The organism is Desulfoluna sp. HI9BLuna (assembly GCF_056829775.1).
This window is the reverse complement of record NZ_CP186555.1, coordinates 2,858,357-2,877,130: the sequence shown is the minus strand read 5'-3', so window position 1 is coordinate 2,877,130 and position 18,774 is coordinate 2,858,357. Positions and strand designations below refer to the sequence as shown.

Sequence of the window (18,774 nt, the reverse complement as noted above, 5' to 3'; positions counted from 1 at the left end):
GGGATTAGCTATGGTAGTCCTGGAGCGGTTTCACCGCGCAACTCTCCTCTTTCAAGCGGGCAATGGCGCGGGCAACGGCCATGGCACCGGTGAGGGTCGTGGCAAAGGGCACCTTGAACTTCAAGGCGGCCCTGCGGATCTTGTACCCGTCATGGGTGGTCTCGCTCGTGCCGGACGGGGTGTTGATCACCAGCTGAATCTCGTTGTTCTTGATGGCGTCCACCACGTGGGGGCGTCCCACCGAGACCTTGTTCACCAGCACGTTGGCCACCCCGTTCTTGGTGAGGAAGTCCGAGGTGCCGCTGGTGGCCATGATGGTAAAGCCAAGGGCCTTGAACAGAGAGGCCGTGGGCAGCATCTGGCCCTTGTCCCCCTCCTTGACGCTGATAAAGACGGTGCCCTCGGTGGGCAGGTCGTCTCCGGCAGCGATCTGGGCCTTGGCGTAGGCAATGCCGAAGTCATCGCCGATGCCCATGACCTCGCCCGTGGACTTCATCTCGGGACCCAGCAGGGTGTCCACATGGGGGAACCGGTCAAAGGGCATCACCGCTTCTTTCACCGAGATATGGCTGGGGACGAACTCCTTCTCCAGGCCAACCTCGGCCAGGGTCTTGCCCAGCATCACCTTGGTGGCCAGCTTGGCAAAGGGGATGCCCGTGGCCTTGCTCACAAAGGGAACGGTACGGGACGCCCTGGGGTTGACCTCGATGATGTAGAGGCGGTTGTCCTTGATGGCGTACTGAACGTTCATCAGCCCCACCACGCCCAGCTCCTTGGCCATGGCGCGGGTGGCTTCGTGGATCTCGTTGAGCAGGCGGTTGGGAATGCTCATGGGCGGGAGCACGCAGGCCGAGTCGCCGGAGTGGATCCCCGCCTCTTCGATGTGCTGCATAACCCCTGCAATGATGGTCTTCTCTCCGTCGGAGATGGCGTCCACATCAAGCTCCACCGCATCTTCCAGGAACTTGTCGATGAGCACGGGGTGGCCCGGTGAGGCCTCCATGGCTTCGCGGATAAACCCTTCCAGATCCTCTTCGGAGTAGACCACACGCATGGCCCGGCCGCCCAGAACGTAAGAAGGACGCACCATGACGGGGTAGCCGATGCGGCGTGCCTCCACCAGGGATTCCTCGTAGTTCATGGCGATGCCGCTCTCGGGCTGGGTGAGTTTCAGCTTCTTGAGCATGGCCTGGAACTCGTCGCGGTCTTCGGCGCGGTGGATGCTCTCGGGCTGGGTGCCGATGATGGGCACCCCGGCGGCCTTGAGGCCCAGGGCCAGGTTCAGGGGAGTCTGTCCCCCGAACTGCACGATGACCCCGTAGGGGTTCTCCTTTTCCACGATGTGCAGGACATCCTCTTTGGTGAGGGGCTCGAAGTAGAGCTTGTCCGAGGTGTCGTAGTCGGTGCTCACGGTCTCGGGGTTGGAGTTGACCATGATGGACTCCACCCCCTCTTCGCGCAGGGCAAAGGAGGCGTGGACGCAGCAGTAGTCGAACTCGATGCCCTGGCCGATGCGGTTGGGCCCGCCCCCTAAGATCATCACCTTCTTATTATCTGTGACCCTTGCCTCGCACTCCTCTTCATAGGTGGAGTAGTAGTAAGGGGTCGAAGCCTCGAACTCGGCGGCACAGGTGTCCACCAGCTTGTAGACGGGTCGGATGCCCAGGGCGTAGCGCTGAGCACGCACCCAGTCTTCGTCCGTACCGTTGAGCACACCGATCTGCACATCGGAAAAGCCGTTGCGCTTGGCGCGTTTGAGAAGGTCGGCGTCCATCTTCTTGCCAGCCTCGCGGATCACGTCTTCCATGTCGCTGATGCGCTTGATCTGGTGGAGGAACCAGGGGTCCACCTTGGTCATGGCGTGGATCGCTTCCAGGGAGATCCCCGCCTTCATGGCCTGGCGCAGGTAGAAGAGGCGCTTGGAATTGGGGGTCACCAGGTGGTGCTCGATGTCGGTCTTGGAGAGCTCCTCCACCTCGCGACCGTCGCTGCCCAGGCCGAAGCGTCCGATCTCCAGGGAGCGGATCGCCTTCTGGAGTGACTCGGTGAAGGTACGGCCAATGCTCATGGTCTCGCCCACGGACTTCATGGCCGTGGTGAGGTAGTCTTCGGTCTCGGGGAACTTCTCGAAGGTCCAGCGGGGCACCTTCATCACCACGTAGTCGATGCTGGGCTCAAAGGAGGCCAGGGTCTCGCCGGTGATGTCGTTCTTGAGTTCGTCCAGGGTGTAGCCAACAGCCAGTTTGGCGGCAATCTTGGCGATGGGGTAGCCGGTGGCCTTGGAGGCCAGGGCCGAGCTTCGGGAGACCCTGGGGTTCATCTCCACCACGATGATCTCGCCGTCTGCCGGGTTCACGGCAAACTGAACGTTGGAGCCGCCTGTGTCCACCCCGATCTCGCGCAGGATGGCGATGGAGGCGTCACGCAGCTTCTGGTACTCCTTGTCCGACAGGGTCTGGGCCGGGGCAACAGTGATGGAGTCCCCGGTGTGGACCCCCATGGCGTCCAGGTTTTCGATGGAGCAGATGATCACGACGTTGTCCGCCTTGTCCCTGACCACCTCCAGCTCGTACTCTTTCCAGCCGAGGACGGACTGCTCCAGCATCACCTGGGTGTTGAGGCTCGCCTCAAGACCTGCCTTGCAGAAGGCCTCCAGCTCCTCGGGGTTGTAGGCCACGCCCCCGCCGGTGCCGCCCAGGGTAAAGCTGGGCCGAACGATGATGGGAAAGCCGATCTCATCGGCAACCTGCCTCACCTCGTCCATGGTGGTGGCAAACCCGCTTCGGGGAATGTTCAGGCCGATCTTGTTCATGGCGTTGCGGAAGAGCTCGCGGTCCTCGGCCTTCTTGATGGTGGCCACGTCCGCGCCGATCATCTCCACACCAAATTTATCCAGAACGCCCATCTCGGCCACGCCGATGGCGGTGTTGAGGCCGGTCTGGCCCCCGAGGGTGGGAAGGATGGCGTCGGGCCGCTCCTTTTCAATGATCTTGGCCAGGGTCTCCGGGGTCACCGGCTCAATGTAGGTGCGATCGGCCGTCTCCGGATCGGTCATGATGGTGGCAGGGTTGGAGTTCACCAGAACCACCTCGTACCCCTCTTCCCGCAGCGCCTTGCACGCCTGGGTCCCGGAGTAATCAAATTCACACGCCTGGCTGATGATGATGGGCCCGGCGCCTACGATCAATATCTTATTTATGTCGGTGCGTTTTGGCATGATCCCTTGCCTCTACTAATCTATCGGTTATGGTTGCCTCCGGCGAGCCTGCCGGGGGCCAAACGTTTGCCCAATGTATATGAGCTGGGTTTGACAAACAGGTTATAAACACGTGAGGTGCCTTCGTCTTCCTGACCTGCACAGGTTTAAACATGACCGGAAGCATTTTGACCTCATTCAAGTCACCTCAGCCCCACCACGGGCGAAGCCCGTCAGCGAATGTGATCGACCTGAGAAACGAAGGTCGGGAGCATTCGCGAACCTGGGGTCCAGGGGATCATCCCCTGGCCGCCGGAGGCAAACTTTCGGGCATAAAAAAACAGGGCAACAAGTGCCCTGTTCTTAAACAGTGAAACGTTCCATCATGGAAACAAACTCATCAAACAAGTACTGGGCATCGTTGGGCCCCGGAGACGCCTCCGGATGGTACTGCACACTGAGCACGGGGTGAACCTTGTGTCTCAAGCCTTCCACGGTGCGGTCGTTGAGGTTCACATGGGACACTTCCACGTCGGCTGCGGACAGGCTGTCCATGTCGGCTGCAAATCCGTGGTTCTGGCTGGTGATCTCCACCTTGGATGTTTCGATGTTCTGCACGGGCTGGTTGCCGCCGCGGTGACCGAACTTAAGCTTGTAGGTCTTTCCGCCCAGGGCCAGGCTCATGATCTGGTGGCCGAGGCAGATGCCGAAAATGGGGCGGTACCCGATGAGGGCTTTCACCGTCTCCACGGCGTAGGTCACCGGCTCGGGGTCGCCGGGGCCGTTGGAGAGAAAGATTCCGTCGGGGTTCATGGCCTTGACGGTCTCGGCGGTGGTGTTTGCGGGCACCACGATCACCTCGCAGCCTGCGGCTTCCAGAAGGCGGATGATGTTGAACTTGATGCCGAAGTCAAAGGCCACCACCGCTTTTTTCTCGCCTCGGGCGGTAAAGAGACCCTCTGCCAGCTCTTCCTGAATGAAGACCGGGGTGTCGTTGACCAGGCGGTAGGGCTTGTCCGTCGAGACGCCGCTGGCCAGGTCACACCCTTCCATGGAGGGCAGGGCCTTGGCTTTTTCCACAAGGGCCTCGGGGTTGGCCACATCCGTTGAGATGATGCCGCGCTTGGCACCGTGGGTTCGCAGGTGCAGGGTCAGCGCCCGGGTATCGAGTTCATCGATGCCCACGACATTGGCTGCCTTGAGGTAGTCAGCCAGGCTCATGTCGGCCCGCCAGTTGCTGTAATCGTCCTGATACTCGCGGACGATGAGGGCGGAGGCCTGGATCCGGGAGGACTCCACGTCCTCACGGCTTACGCCGTAGTTTCCAATGAGGGGATAGGTCATGGTGACCATCTGTCCACGGTAGGAGGGGTCGGTGAGAATTTCCTGATACCCCGTCATGCTGGTGTTGAAGACAACCTCTCCACCCACCTCGCCGGGACCTGTAAAGCTGCGGCACGAAAAAATTCGTCCGTCTTCGAGGGCAAGCAGTGCTTTCATGAAAGGTGATTCCTTATTTGACAAACGATGCGGGACACCAAAAGGGCGGCCCTGCATGGCCCGTCCATAATGCATGAATCATGGTGAGACGGATCACGTGGATCCATCGTCATTACGGCTCTTTGAAGGGGTGTTTTCCTTTACCGGAGTCCGCGCGCAACTATCCCGCTTCTTACGCAGGCGGTAAAAAGCGGGATAGCAATAAACCAAATGGAAACTGTCAGCTGTTGTGTCGGTGAAGATAAAAGGGCGATCCCCTCACCTTGAAACCGATGTAAAACCGGTTTTACCCCATGGGGGTGTTGGTGATCAGGGTCCAGATCCCGCACGGGCAGGCATCGGCGCAAAATCCGCAGCCAATGCAGCGATCCGTCTTCACCACATACTCAAAAGGCGAGCTCGGATTCCCCGTCTCGCGTCTTTCAATCGCCTCTTTGGGGCACAAGGTAACACAGATACCACAGTCTCTGCAACTCCCACATGACGAACATTCGGTTCCGCAGGTCTGGAGATCCTCAAAGACGGAGAGCCTGGGGTCGAAATAGGCCAGGTTCATGCGGTCTTTGGCGATCACCTCCCGGGGGTCCCGTCCGGACGGACGCTTGCCCTTGCTGATGGCGTCGATGGTCTCTGCAGCCCGCCTGCCCGCGCCGATGGCGTCGGTGATGAGCCCCAGCCCCGTGATATCGCCGATGGCAAAGATCGAGGGGTCGGTGGTCTGACAGCTCTCGTCCACGGAGACGTAACCATTCTGGGCAATGGTGACGCTTCGGGGCAGAAACTCCGCGTCGGCCACATCCCCGATGGAGAGGATCACTGTATCGGCTTCCAGAAGCTCTCCGTCTGTGAGCAGCACGCCCTTGTCCGTGATCTCCCGGGTGAAGCAGGGCCACTTGAAGATGGCTCCGGCCTGTTCCGCGGCCTCTTTCTCTTCGCCAAAGGCAGCGGGTTCCTGGATGTCGATGAGGGTAACCGTTTCGGCCCCGCAGCGCACAGCCTCGGTGGCGGCGTCACAGGCGGAGTTGCCCGCCCCGATGATCACCACCTTTTTGCCGGGCTTGGCCTTGTCTTCCTTGGCGTCGGCCAGAAAGTCGTTGCCGGTGACGAGGCGCTCTTTTCCGGGCACGTCGAGCATGCGCGGCTTCTGAGCCCCTGCCGCCACCACGATAAAGTCGTTGTCCGCCTTCATGCGGTCCAGCTCCACAGCCGTCAAGGGCTGCTGGAGGTGAATGTGGGGCAAGATCTCGCTGATGCGGGCCAATTCCGCGTCCAGGACCTCTTTGGGAATCCGGCTCTCGGGGATCACCGAGGCGATCTTCCCGCCCAGGGTGGGGGCGGTGTCGTAGACCACGGGATCATGGCCGGCCATGCGCAGCTGCCAGGCCACGGAGACCCCTGCGGGACCACCGCCGATGACGGCCACCTTGCGGCCGGAGACCTCGGGCACGCTGGGCACCTGGGCGGCAATGCTCGCCTTGCCCAGCTGCTTGATGTCGATGGAGGGCATAAAGGCCGACTGCTTGGTACAGGCCGCCATGCAGGGGTTGGGGCAGAGGTAGCCGCACACCGTTGCGGGAAAGGGCGTGTAGTGAAGGGCCAGCTCCACGGCCTCGTCCACCAGGCCGTTTCTCACCAGGCCCCAGCGCTGCTGCACGGGAATGCCCGACGGGCAGGCCCCCTGGCAGGGCGCCACGTACTTCTGGTTCTCCCACACCGGCACAAAGCGCCGGAGCTCCCCTGTGGTGATGACGGGAATATGGCTCATGTCCAGGTCGGTGAGGTCTCCGATGAGCCCTCCCTCCCCCAGCTCGCTGTCCCACACCTCATGGCGGAAGGATGCCATGGACCGGGTGGCGCTGCCCATCTTCTCCTGGGGGGTCCGGGCCACCAGGAGCTGCCAGTCGTCACGACGGGCCAGTTTGGTGTAGGCGTCCTCTTTCCCGACGCGCGTCAGAAAGGCCTTCAGGTTGGTGGAGAGCCACTCCCAGGCCTCATCGGAGATGGGCGCCATGCGGGCATCGCCCTGGCTGTACCCTTTGATGGGACCGCGGAAAAAGACGCGCCCGCCCACCATGCCCACCAGGGGACGGTAACCCAGGACGTTCTCTTCGTTCTGGGGATTCCAGCCGCAGACCACGGCGGTACCGCCTGCCATGAACTCGCCGAAGTAGTCCCCGGCCGACCCCAGAACCCAGAGTTCGGGGGGTTCAAAGCGGGGGTTCTCCTTGGTCATGGTCATGCCGCGGGCACCGATGTTTCCGGCAACGGACACCCGGCCCTGGGCCATGGCGTTGCATGCACCGTTGGAGGCGTTGCCGTGGATGATGATCTCGGCCCCGGCGTTAAGCCAGCCGATGTCGTCGGAGGCCGCCCCCATGATTTCAATGGTTGTATTGGGAAATCCCATGGAACCGGTCCGCTGGCCGCAGGTACCGGTGATCCTGACGGAAATCTTTTCATCGCCGGCGCCGTGCAGGCGCCCGCCGATGCCGTGCTGCCCTAAGGCATCCACCTCTATCTGGCGGTATCCCTTGGCGATGGCCTTCTGGATCTTCTCTTCCAGCAGGCGCGACGCAATACGGGTTCCCTCTTCCTTTCCATGGATGGTAATTTTCGTCTTGCTCTTCATGTCGGTTACACCATGTATTTGATATCGAGACGTTCTGCCGCGTCGCGGTCGTCAATTCCCAGGGCATCGGACATGCCGATGGGCAGGGAGGTGGATCGGCCAAGGGGTGCGATGATCTTCTTGAGCTCGGTGTCAAAGGAGACATACATGTCCACCACGCGCTGGGCCACATGCTCCGGATCGAGCCTTCGGTAGAGCCTCGGGTCCTGGGAGGTGATCCCCTTGGGGCAGATGCCCAGGTTGCACACATTGCACCGGTCGGTTTCGGAGCCGATACACCCGGCCGCCGCCTGCATGATGTACTTGCCCGTCTGCACCATGCTGGCCCCCAGCATGATAAGAGACGCCGCGTTGGCCGCCAGGTTCCCGTTCTTGCCGATGCCGCCGCCGGCAGCCAGGGGCAATTCGTTCTCCATGCCGATCTCCACCAGGGTCTTGTAGCAGTCCCTTAAGCTCGATGCGATGGGATGCCCCATGTGGTTCATGGAGACGTTGTACGCCGCCCCGGTGCCCCCGTCTTCCCCGTCGATGGCAAGGCCAGCCGCGTAGGGATTTCGGGTGAGGTTGTTCAAGACCGCCAGGGAGGTGGAAGACGCGGAGATCTTCGGATACACCGGCACCCGGAATCCCCAGGCCATGGACATGGACTGGATCATCTTGGCCACGGACTCCTCAATGGAGTACTGGGTCTGGTGGGTGGGCGGGCTGGGCAGGCTCACCCCTGTGGGGACGCCTCGGATGGCTGCAATCAGTTTATTGACCTTGTGCCACATCAGAAGACCGCCGTCCCCGGGCTTGGCGCCCTGGCCGTACTTGATCTCAATGGCGCAGGGGTCCACCTTCATCTCCGGGATGGCGTGGATGATCTCGTCCCAACCAAAGTAGCCGGAGGCCACCTGGAGAATGACGTACTTCAGGAACTCGGAGCGGAGCAGGCGCGGAGGACAGCCGCCCTCACCGGTGCAGATGCGCACGGGCATGCCAAGCTCTTCGTTCAAATAAGCTACCCCCATCTGGAGTCCTTCCCACATGGTGGGGGAAAGAGCCCCGAAGCTCATGCCGCCGATGACAAGCGGGTAGATCTCCCGCACCGGGGGAACCCACTCGCCCTTCATCTGGCGCTGGATCTGCTCCTTGGGAGGCAGCACCCGGCCCAGAAGGGTCTTGATATCAAACTCGTGGCGTCCGGCATCCAGGGCCGGGTCCGTGAGCATGGAGATACGGGTGAACTTGATGCGGTCCAGGATCCCTGCGCCTTCGGCCTTCCTTCGACCGCCCCGCTTCAGGGGCTGGCCGCCCTGGTCGATGTGGTAGCGCTGCTTGTCCGCTTCGTCGTTCCGCCTCGGAAGGATGGCGTCGTTGGGGCAGACCTGGGAGCACATGGCGCACCCGATACAGGCGTGCTTGGGCTCGGTCTTCTGACGAATGCCGTAGAACAGGGAAAATTTGTTTTCCACCTTGCCGCTGAGCCCCATGGGGACGTCGACGTGCCGCTTGCGGAAGACCCCCAGCTCAAGGGCCTTCACAGGGCAGACTGCCGTGCACTGGCCGCAGAGGGTGCAGGCATCCTTGTTCCAGTCGATCTGCCAGTGCAGATCCTTGATGCTTAATGAGGAAGGTGTAATCGTTCCGTTTGCCGACATATCTGAACCTCCTGACGATCGGGACCCACAATGGCCGTGTCGAGATACATGGGTTGAAAATCTTTGGACTTGTCTCGGTCGGGAATGGCTGAATCCAGGCCGCAAATCTCAGATGAGTAGGCGTAGATTCCGGGCCGTCCCCCGATGACCCCGGGGCGCAGCTTCTTTCTGTCCTGCACCATAAACAGGCTGTGGTCCGGGAGGCTCCCGATGACACAGTTGGGCCCGTCGATGATCAGGCGCCTGCAGGTGTGCTTCAGCTGGGTGAGCAGATCGCTGTTGGCGTGGGAAGCCAGTGCTTCTCCTGCCAGGGGGGTGATGATGTGCTTGTAGAACTCCAGCCCCAGACCCAGCTCTTTTTGCATGTAGTGCAGAATATGGGTGAACACCTCGGAGTCGGAGTTGAAGCCCATGTACCCCTCAAAGCCCCTCTTCTGCAGAAATTCCCGGATGGGAATAAAGGCGGTGTTCTCCCCGTTGGTCATGGTGGAGAAGCCCTGGACAAAGAAGGGGTGGCACGCGTAGAGGTTGATGGCGTAGTTGGTGTTCTGGCGTCCCTGGGCCATAATGATGCGGGCCTGGATGTCGTTGGCGTCGAGCTTGAGGTAGCGTCCGACAGTCAGGGGATCGCCGATCTCTTTGATCATGATGACATCGGGCCAGAAGGAGAAGACGATCATGTCTTTCTCCTCTTCACCCATGGCGCGGAGTTCCAGGCGGATGCGGGTAAGCTCCTCCTGCTTTTTCTCCCAGCTCCAGTCCTCCCACTCCTCGGGGTATTCATAGGCGCGGATGAGATATACGTCCCGCTTGGGCACCCCTTCGGGGGGGGTCTTGTCGAGTTTGAAGGAGATCTTGTATTTGGTGATAAACCCCTTCTCCATCATCTTGACGTCAAGGCGACGGAGCCCGGCCTCGGTAAAGATCCCCGAGAGGATGGGCGCATCCTTCATGGTTTCAAACGGTCCGCCGAGGTCCCTTAAAAAGAGCCCGACACCGGAGCCGTCATGGCCTTCCCGCATCACATCCAGGGCCTCAAGGGCCACCATGGGCGATACGGGATCTTCGCTGGTAATTGCAAACAAACGACACATCTTTGTCTCTCCTTACACGGGTGCGAATCCATATCTCACACGAGAAAAGATCATTTCACGCCAGCGAGACATCCGCCGGCGCAAAGTGATCTCGAAGATTTTCAAACAACCCCCTTGGTCCCACATCGGTTAGCTGCCTCCATGCCTGACAGAGGCATGGGGCCTATTCTCTGCCGGGCATCTCCCTTTTTACTGCGGCCAACGGGGCCACAAGACGGAGACATCCAAAGCCACCACTCCCTATGGGGCGGGCTCTTGGCCGTCCTTTCGGGAAACACCGCAAGGTGGTATGCATGAGATAAACCAGGTCGTGGTTTCGCAAAAGCCATCGCTGGGAAGCCCTTCCGAAACCGTCCATCGTGGGTGGTAAATCGGTATTATTACCGAACTCGAACAAGAAAAGCAATAATTTTAGTTTATTACACAGATATATCAGATACCAGATATAGAATACACCCATTCAGCCATCGTGCCCTGTTCCGCGTTACGAAGCCGGCGACGGGCGAATTTTCGGGATTTCGCCATTTTTTGGTAGCAAATCTGAAAAAAACGCATTCGCAACAGTTAAAGTGACGATATTTGCGTGATATCAAAAGTATCAGATTCCATCAATGGCCTGACTCCCGGACTCCCCTGCTGCGGATCGGGCACGTATAACCTGCCCAAGGCCCCATATTCAAGGCCATGACGACTGCCTCCATGCATGTGCCACAGGGTTTCAAAGTACCCCACCTTGACGCCGGAGTTATTCCGGTTCAAATCAAGGAAATCCAAAATACCCTTCATCATGTTTCCAGAAGAATAAAATGGGCTTCTCCTCCAAACACAGTTGCCACATGTCACACCCCACGCGAATGCCTCGATAACGCTTCCAGAATTGCAGCCTTCATGTATTCGCCACAGGGTTTCCAAGTTCCCCACCTTGGCATCGGAGTTATTCCGGTTCAAATCAAGGAGTCCAAAATACCCTTCATCATGTTTCCAGAAGAATAAAATAGGCTTCTCCTCCAAACACGGTTGCCACATGTCACACCCCACGCGAATGCCTCGATAACGCATGCAGAATGGCAGCCTTCATGCATTCGCCACAGGGTTTCCAGGTGCCCCCACCTGGCCGCCGGAGGCACGACCATGAAAAGGCTTTTTGCAGGGGTGCCCCCTTTCGCTTGTCCCCCGGCAAATCGAGTAGGGTGAAGCAGAGTGATCAGCTCTGCTTCATCCCTCTCACAGAACCGTGCGTACGGGCCTCGTACACGGCTCCTGTCCAACCTTATCCCAGCATTGGCTGGGGAAGCACTCCCGTCTCTATCTTGTCCATCTGGAACAGTCCGAGTTTTTCAAGCCACTTATTCGATATAGCCCAGTGGCTCAGTTGGCATGCCGCATTTCGCCACGAACTCATCCGGATGTTCTCGAACTCACCGGTGTAGCCCAGTTGCCTGAGTCTGCGGTGAAGCTTTCGAGGTTTCTTCCATAACTTCATCTGGATTGCTCGCAGACGTCTTCGTATCCACCCCATCATCTCCCTGAACCATCCCTTGCAGTTTGCCACTTTAAAGTAGTTGGCAAAGCCCCTAAGAATAGGATTCAGATCATAAATGACTTTCGCAAGATTCACTGGGGTGTTGCGTCGGGTGCACTTCCGGACTTTTTCTTTAAAGGCCTTCTTCCGTTCGGGTTTCACCTGGGTGTACCTCGAACCGATAACCACCCCGAGATACGGTACTCCCTTCCACAGACTCGTTATATGAGTCTTCTTCTGGTTAACCGTCAGCTTTAGCTTCACCTCGAGATAGCCCGTTGCCACTTCCCGTGCTCTTTCTGCCCCTGCCTTGCTCGCTTTGAAGATGACAATATCATCTGCATAACGTGTGATTCGATGCCCCCGTCGCCTCATATACTGATCAAACTTATCCAGATAAATATTGGCTAACAGTGGACTGATGACGCCACCCTGCGGACTACCGACGGTTGTCGGTTCCAGTTCGCCGGAGGTTAACACTCCACCTGTCAGGAACATTCGAATCAAATTCAGGATACTGCGATCTGCTACTTTCTCTCGAACTGCCTGAACAATCAGGTCGTGGTCTAACGTGTCAAAACACTTACTCAAATCCATATCCACAACCCATTTCAGGTTGTAATCGCGCATGAACATCGTTGCTTTGGCGATGGCATCCTGCGCACCTCGACTGGGACGGTACCCATAGCTCGATGGATGGAAGCCCGGGTCGAAGATGGGTTCCAGTATGGTCTTTAACGCCTGTTGGACCACTCGGTCACGAACCGTAGGGATACCGATTTTCCTGATGCCGCCATCCGGTTTGTCGATTTCGACTCGCTTCACAGGAGACGGCAGGTAGCTCTTCCCCTTTAGTTCCATCAGAAGAGATTGGATATTTGTGTCCAGTTCCAAGGCAAAATCTTTGCAGGACTGCCCGTCTATCCCGGGAGCTCCATTCGCCGATTTCACCTTTTTGAATGCCCCTGTAAGTGCCTCTTGATGAAGAAGCCGATCGTAAAGGCTGTACCAGACTCGTTTTCCCATCTCTTCCTCTTGCTTCGCTTCTTCTGTCAGATCGTTCCGGTGATGCGTTTCGAGTCTTCGGCAACGCCTGCCTGCTTTCTATCCGTATTCGGCAATGTACAGCCATCTGCGTCGCTTACTCCGATGAGAGCAGTTTGCTTAAAGAGCCCTGTTCCCAGGGGGACTTCATTACCACTTGCCCGCCTCGTCAGGCGGCTTGTTCTCCGCTCATCTTCACGTTCTGCTTCCAAAGCTTTCGATTAAACTTCACCCCTTCGCAACTGTCGGCGCTTTTGGCTTTCCGGCAGCCTCAACAGTCCATGCTGCTGATCATCTCTGTTTTCTCCTCCACTCCGTTACCGGGCTTCTCAGGCTGAGATTTCATCACTACTACGGGCTCATCTGCCACCCTGCAAAGCATCTCCCCCTCCTTGAGTCTCCTCTTGTCGGGTGATATCTTTTTTTTTTTTTTTTTAGAACTCTGCAGGGCTTCCCCGGTTAATTTCCGGTCCCTGTGAACGATCCCATCCTCAATCACTCTTGCAGTCTGTCCGAGTATCGGGCATTGCCTTATTTGGCAGGCTTACCCACTGCACGAGCCGTATCAGGTTCGCTTGCGCTATGTACCGTTCACTCCCTATCGCTTCCTTCAGACCCTTCCGTTACCAGAAACGCCCTTGCGATTAGGATTGATTTCCCCTCGGACGGGGTATCTCTGCTCTCTTTCAAGCAGACGGAGTGCCGGCTTTGCCGGGCAAACCAAAAAAAGCCCCCGGCAGGTATGCCGGGGGCTTTCTTTACAACTGACAAATCTCTTTATGGGATGCTTCCCGCAGGAAGCAAAGGGATCAGGCGGAGAGCTTCTCCACAGCAATATTCAGCATGCGGCGCACGGGCTCGGCCGCTCCCCAGAGGAGCTGGTCACCCACGGTAAAGAGGCTGATGACCCCGGGACCGAGGTTCATCTTTCGGATACGGCCCACGGGCACGGTGAGGGTACCGGTGACGGCCGTGGGGGTGAGGTCTTTCAAGGTGGCTTCCTTGGTGTTGGGGACCACCTTCACCCAGTCGTTGGCTGATGCCAGCAGGCGTTCCACCTCGGCGATCTCCAGGTCGTCCTTAAGCTTGACGGTAATGGCCTGGCTGTGGCAGCGCATGGTACCGATGCGCACGCAGATACCGTCGATGGGAATGGGCGTCTCGTTTTCCAGGATCTTGTTGGTCTCGGAAACCCCTTTCCACTCTTCCCGGGTCTGACCGTTCTCCATGGGGCTGTCGATCCAGGGAATGAGGCTGCCGGCCAGGGGGGCACCGAAGTTGTCCGTGGGAAAGGCGTCGCCCCGCATGGCACCGGCCACGGCAGAGTCCACAGCAGCCACGGGGCCGTCAAGGATGGGCTGTGCCGCTTCGTTGATGGCGCCCATCTGGGAGACCAGCTCTTTCATGTTTTTGGCGCCGGCACCGGAGGCCGCCTGGTAGGTCATGGTGGAGAGCCACTCCACCTGGCCCGCCTCAAACAGGCCGCCCAGGGCCATGAGCATGAGGCTCACCGTGCAGTTGCCGCCGATGAAGTCCCGAATGCCTGCATCAAACCCTTTGTCGATGACCTCACGGTTTACGGGGTCCAGGACGATGATGCTTTTTTCGGACATACGCAGGGCAGAGGCCGCATCGATCCAGACACCGTTCCATCCGCCCTCGCGGAGCTGGGGGTGTACCTTTTTGGTGTAGTCGCTGCCCTGGCAGGAGACGATGACCTCCATGCCTTTAAGGATCTCCACATCAAACCCGTCCTGGAGCACCGGGATCTCTTTTCCGATGTCCGGTCCCTTCTGGCCTGCCTGGCTGGTGGTAAAAAAGACCGGGTCGATGCCCTGAAAATCATTTTCCGACCGCATTCTCTCCATGAGAACCGAGCCGACCATTCCTCTCCATCCGACGATACCTACCTTCACCATGATTTTCATGCTCCTTACGATATGTTTGAATAACGATCAGCCTGGGTCATCAGACAGTTTCCATCCCCCCTTCAGGGCCTCGGAAGCTGATCGGTGTGGTGTCACATCGCCCAGGCAGCCGCATTGTGCGCCTCAACGAGTGCATTAATATGAAACCTGCTTAGCTGAACACGGTCCCCACTCTTGGCTTTGTCAATCCATGCCCTGGATGATCCGCAGCAGCTTCGGGGCCAGGGGGGACCCGGCTCTGTGCAGTTTCCGGTATACCTCAAGGGCTTTTTCCATCTGAGCTGTTTCGTCATAAGCCATGCCCAGCCGAAAGGTGGTGGGCAGGTCATCGGGCTTCAACTGAGATGCCTGATAAAAAGCGGACAGGGCCCCGAAGTAGTCCCCGGTCTCCTCCTGGAGGTTGCCGAGACGATAGTGGATCTCCCAGCTCTCCGGGTGGCGTTCGGCCCCCTTTTTCAGCACACTGACGGCCTTCCAGCGTTTCTTGAGTCGAAGGTAGCAGTCGCTCAGGAGCAGGGTCGCCGACTCATTGCTCTCGGCCTCGGCCTCCAGGGACTGCTTAAGCGCCTTCGAGGCCTCTTTGTATTGCTCCTTTCCGTACAGGGTCCGCCCCTCGTTAAAAAGGGGCCCGGCGTACAGGGCAGAAGACCAACCGGCAATCAGAAGGGCCGCCAGCCATATGCACCCCCACCTGCGATTCCTGCGAGATATCATCATGATTCATTCCATCCGTTCACTGATCCGGTTCACATCATGTCGCCGCCCCTTGAATACAGAAGAGCACCCACAGATATCGACAAAGCCATATCGCTTGGTCAATACGTTGCGTGGTCATCATGAAAGATGTCGGCGATTCTCAAGGAAGCATTTCCCAGCGGCGAGGTACATACGATAAAGATCTTATAGATAAACACAAAACGTCAAGAAACGGCAAGCTATTCCTGACACGCCTGCTGTTTTAAGGCATGGCCCCCAGGAGCGGGAGTGCTCTTTTTTGCCTTCGCTTGTGGTGCCGTGTCCCGGTGAAATGGGCTGGCTGGTGACATGATGATGGGCATGTGAAATTCACCTTGCTTTAACCGGAATATCTCCGGCGGGACGCTTTTTGAAAAAAGGTCCCCTTCGCGTTCAGCTTTGCGTAAAAAAATGTTCTGGCGAAGGCGAAAAACGAAAAAGGCGAGGCAGTGTTGCGGGGCGTCAACAAAGAAAACCAGGTTGCCAAACCCAGCTTGAAAAATAGGCAAGGGGATGGCCCCCGGCACGGCAGCCGGGGGCTTCTTTTTTTTGAACGGAACCGTTACGATGCTTTTTTCTTTGCCACCATCACGAGCCAGGACTCTTCAAGGTGACTCTCCACCAGGTCAAACCCGGTCTCATCGAGGCGGGCTTCCACCATGGGTCCCTTCTCATCCAGAATCCCGGAAAGGATCACCAGGGAGTCGTCGTGGACCACCTTGTGGATGTCACCGAGAAGCTCCACCACCACCTCGGCCAGGATATTGGCCACCACCAGGTCATAGGCTTTTCCCGCCTGGGAGATGAGATCGGCGCAGATAACCGAAAAACAATCCGGCACCTGGTTGAGGGCAAGGTTCTCGGCGGCGGTCTCAACAGCCACGGGGTCGTTGTCCACCCCCAGCCCCTCTTTTGCCCCGCACAGGCTGGCCGCCACCAAAAGAATCCCGGATCCGGTACCCACATCCAGGACCGTCATGCCCTCTTTGGTGTGGTGCTCGATCATCTCCACACACAGTCGCGTGGTGGGATGGGTGCCTGTGCCGAAGGCCATGCCCGGATCGATGGAGATCACCTTCTCGCCTTCGGCGGGCTCATACGCCTCCCAGGTGGGACGCACCACAAACCGCTCGGTGAGGTGCACCGGCTTGAAGTTCTCTTTCCAGGCCTCGTTCCAGTCCGTGTCGGGAATGGTGTCGGTGGTAACAACACAGGCAATGCCCGTTCGCTCTGTCAGGGCACCAAGACGCTTTTCAAGGGCGGCAACAGCCTCCCCCTCGGTGCCGTCTGCAGTCAGGTAGCCGGTGACAGCGTATTCGGTGTCCTGGCTGTATCCGCCGGGATCCCACCCCTCCACAGGCTCGACATCCGGAAGGGTAACGGAAACCGATCCGATCCCCACTGCGGTAAATTCATCGGCGATGAGCTCATCAGCCGGAAGGTCCCCTTTCGGGGTATAGGTCACGCGTATCTCAAGCCATGCCATGGCGGTATTCTCCTTAACTGTGTTGCTGATTTGGCCCCTGGAAAACAACCAAAAGCGATGCCTCCGGCGGCAAGGTGAGCCACCTTGAAAGCTGGTTGCCCCAGCGCTTTCCCCCTCGTTCCTCGGGGAAAAGCGCTGGGGCATTCATGGTCAATTCGACTATTTATTTCTTATCTACCCTCTTACGAGGTGTGTCCGATAGGTTAAAACAGTCGGCTTATCCATAACGTTCGACGGGTCCAAGTTGTTGGTAAGACCTGTTTGTCAAACTTTCTAAAAGTTTGGCCCCCGGCAGGGCCGCCGGAGGCTTTTTTAAGCTAAATGGCTACTTCCGTTTTTTCTTGGACCCGCTTGCTGCCTTGCCCACGGCTTTTTTGGGCACGTTCCGGCCCCCGGGGCGGGTGTCGTACATCGTGCGGGAGGGGTTGAAGTAGCCGTGTTTGAGCTTTGGAAACCGTTTTTCCAGCTTCATGATCATGCGCCGGATGCCCACGGGCAGGCCCACGGGACCGGCTTCCTGCATCAGGGTGTAGTACCTTAAGGGGTCAAAGTTGAGGTTGCGCCACTGGATGAGGTCCACGGAGCACGCCTCCACAAATGCGTTTAAGGCCTCCACCTCCTCCAGGCAGTCGGTGACTCCGGGCACGTTGAGGTAGTTGATGGCCTTGTAGGCCCCGTGCTCCTTTGCCACGGCAAAGCTCTCCACCACATCCTCGAAGCAGTAGCCATTGGGACGGAAATAGGCGCTGTAGATCTCTTTTCTCACGCTGTTCATGCTCACCCGGATGGAGTCCAGGCCTGCTGCAAAGAGGCGGTCGAGCACCTTGGGCAGGCTGCCGTTGGTGTTCATGTTGATGGTCCCAGTGGTGTTTTGAGCACGGATCAGGGCAATGGCCGGTTCAATCACATCTGCGGCAAGCAAGGGGTCCCCTTCGCATCCCTGGCCAAAGCTCACCACCCCGTCGGGTACCCGTTCAAAGTGGGTGAGGGCCACCTGGCTGATCTCTTCGGGGCTGGGGGTAAAATCGATGCGGTCCTGGCAGGAGGAGAGGGAGGGGCCGCTCTGAAAGGAGATGCACCCCAGGCACCGGGCGTTGCATTGACGCGAGGTGGGCAGCGGGGCTTCGCATCGACCGATGTAAAGGTTCTTGGCAGCCGGGCACCCGTAAGAGAGGGCGCAGCGCTCCAGGTGGCGGAACAGGCGGTTGTCGGGAAACCTCTCGCGCATCTCCTCCACCCCATCCTTGACCTTGGGGATGGGCATGAGGCGGAGCTCCTGGCGCTCTTCCGCATCCACCCTGAAGGAGGCCGTGCGAAACCCCTCGTCATACCACCCCACGGCGCAATAGGAAAAAAGGGGCAGGGGCTCTGCGCCGTCCTCTTCCACAGCCGCGGCCTGGGCGGTGTTCACGTATCCCGGCGAGTTGAAGGCCGCCACCGGAAAAATGCGCTCTTCGGGATTGTACGGGTTGTGGGAGAGGGTCTCTACCACGCCCTCTTCCATGTTCCAGACCAAGGCGTACCGGTCGGGAAGCCGCATCAGCTCGCCACCGTCCGGCATGAACAAGGTCTCCCCCACGGTGAGGGGAATGAGCATCTCTCCGCATCGTCCCACGGCGGCGTAACCTTCCAGATCGAAGATTTCACCTTTTTCATTTGCCACCAGGGCGGTCACCAGCCTCTCTTTACCATGCGCTCTTACCACTGGAATTGTTTCCCGTTATCTATTATATTTAAAAGGATTTATCAAAAATATTGCCTAAATGGGCCTCTTGCCTGTATATAAGGTACATCCTAAAGCGGGATGCCCTGGTTGTAGCACAAAGGACCGGGGCGTCAAACCGTCTTTTTTTCACAGGATGACCGCTCCGATATCCCCCCCACCGAAGGATCGTGATGCCGGCAGGCCGCACCCGCATCCATCCATCGACGAAAGGGATGTGCTCTTCGAAGGCCTCATCGGAATCTGAGCCATCCAAAGCGATCAGGGCACGACT

The 18,774-nt window shown here is 58.5% G+C and carries 12 protein-coding genes; all 12 read right to left on the bottom strand.

Annotated features, from left to right (window positions below; all coding sequences use genetic code 11):
* Positions 1–4: 4 nt before the first annotated feature.
* Complete coding sequence (carB, locus tag ACOYW0_RS11695; RefSeq protein ID WP_482418606.1) at positions 5–3,217, bottom strand: carbamoyl-phosphate synthase large subunit; 3,213 nt, start codon at positions 3,215–3,217, stop codon at positions 5–7.
* A gap of 342 nt (positions 3,218–3,559) precedes the next feature.
* Complete coding sequence (carA, locus tag ACOYW0_RS11690) at positions 3,560–4,696, bottom strand: glutamine-hydrolyzing carbamoyl-phosphate synthase small subunit (protein WP_482418605.1); 1,137 nt, start codon at positions 4,694–4,696, stop codon at positions 3,560–3,562.
* A 286-nt stretch (positions 4,697–4,982) separates the two neighbouring features.
* Positions 4,983–7,325, bottom strand: coding sequence for an FAD-dependent oxidoreductase (locus ACOYW0_RS11685; RefSeq protein WP_482418604.1), 2,343 nt, complete (start codon positions 7,323–7,325; stop codon positions 4,983–4,985).
* A gap of 5 nt (positions 7,326–7,330) precedes the next feature.
* Positions 7,331–8,968, bottom strand: coding sequence for a glutamate synthase-related protein (locus tag ACOYW0_RS11680; RefSeq protein WP_482418603.1), 1,638 nt, complete (start codon positions 8,966–8,968; stop codon positions 7,331–7,333).
* The gene (locus ACOYW0_RS11675; protein WP_482418602.1) at positions 8,932–10,062 is read right to left on the bottom strand and encodes a class II glutamine amidotransferase domain-containing protein; all 1,131 of its coding nucleotides are present in this window, start codon (positions 10,060–10,062) and stop codon (positions 8,932–8,934) included. The genes ACOYW0_RS11680 and ACOYW0_RS11675 overlap by 37 nt, the downstream gene beginning before the upstream one ends.
* A 564-nt stretch (positions 10,063–10,626) precedes the next feature.
* Positions 10,627–11,073 (bottom strand): hypothetical protein, encoded by a 447-nt coding sequence (locus tag ACOYW0_RS11670; RefSeq protein WP_482418601.1) that lies wholly within the window; start codon positions 11,071–11,073, stop codon positions 10,627–10,629.
* A 259-nt stretch (positions 11,074–11,332) separates the two neighbouring features.
* Positions 11,333–12,610: a group II intron reverse transcriptase/maturase gene (ltrA, locus tag ACOYW0_RS11665; RefSeq protein WP_482417693.1), complete on the bottom strand. Its 1,278-nt coding sequence runs from the start codon at positions 12,608–12,610 to the stop codon at positions 11,333–11,335.
* A 289-nt stretch (positions 12,611–12,899) separates the two neighbouring features.
* Complete coding sequence (locus tag ACOYW0_RS11660) at positions 12,900–13,127, bottom strand: hypothetical protein (RefSeq protein ID WP_482418600.1); 228 nt, start codon at positions 13,125–13,127, stop codon at positions 12,900–12,902.
* A 310-nt stretch (positions 13,128–13,437) separates the two neighbouring features.
* A complete protein-coding gene (gene asd, locus ACOYW0_RS11655) occupies positions 13,438–14,547 on the bottom strand; it encodes an aspartate-semialdehyde dehydrogenase (RefSeq protein ID WP_482418599.1) in 1,110 nt (369 codons plus the stop codon).
* Positions 14,548–14,739: 192 nt separating this feature from the next.
* The gene (locus tag ACOYW0_RS11650) at positions 14,740–15,273 is read right to left on the bottom strand and encodes a tetratricopeptide repeat protein (protein WP_482418598.1); all 534 of its coding nucleotides are present in this window, start codon (positions 15,271–15,273) and stop codon (positions 14,740–14,742) included.
* 580 nt (positions 15,274–15,853) lie between these two features.
* Positions 15,854–16,777 (bottom strand): 50S ribosomal protein L11 methyltransferase, encoded by a 924-nt coding sequence (prmA, locus tag ACOYW0_RS11645; RefSeq protein ID WP_482418597.1) that lies wholly within the window; start codon positions 16,775–16,777, stop codon positions 15,854–15,856.
* 325 nt (positions 16,778–17,102) lie between these two features.
* Entirely contained in the window at positions 17,103–18,482 is a 1,380-nt protein-coding gene (locus ACOYW0_RS11640; RefSeq protein ID WP_482418596.1) for a radical SAM protein, read from the bottom strand.
* Positions 18,483–18,774: the final 292 nt, after the last annotated feature.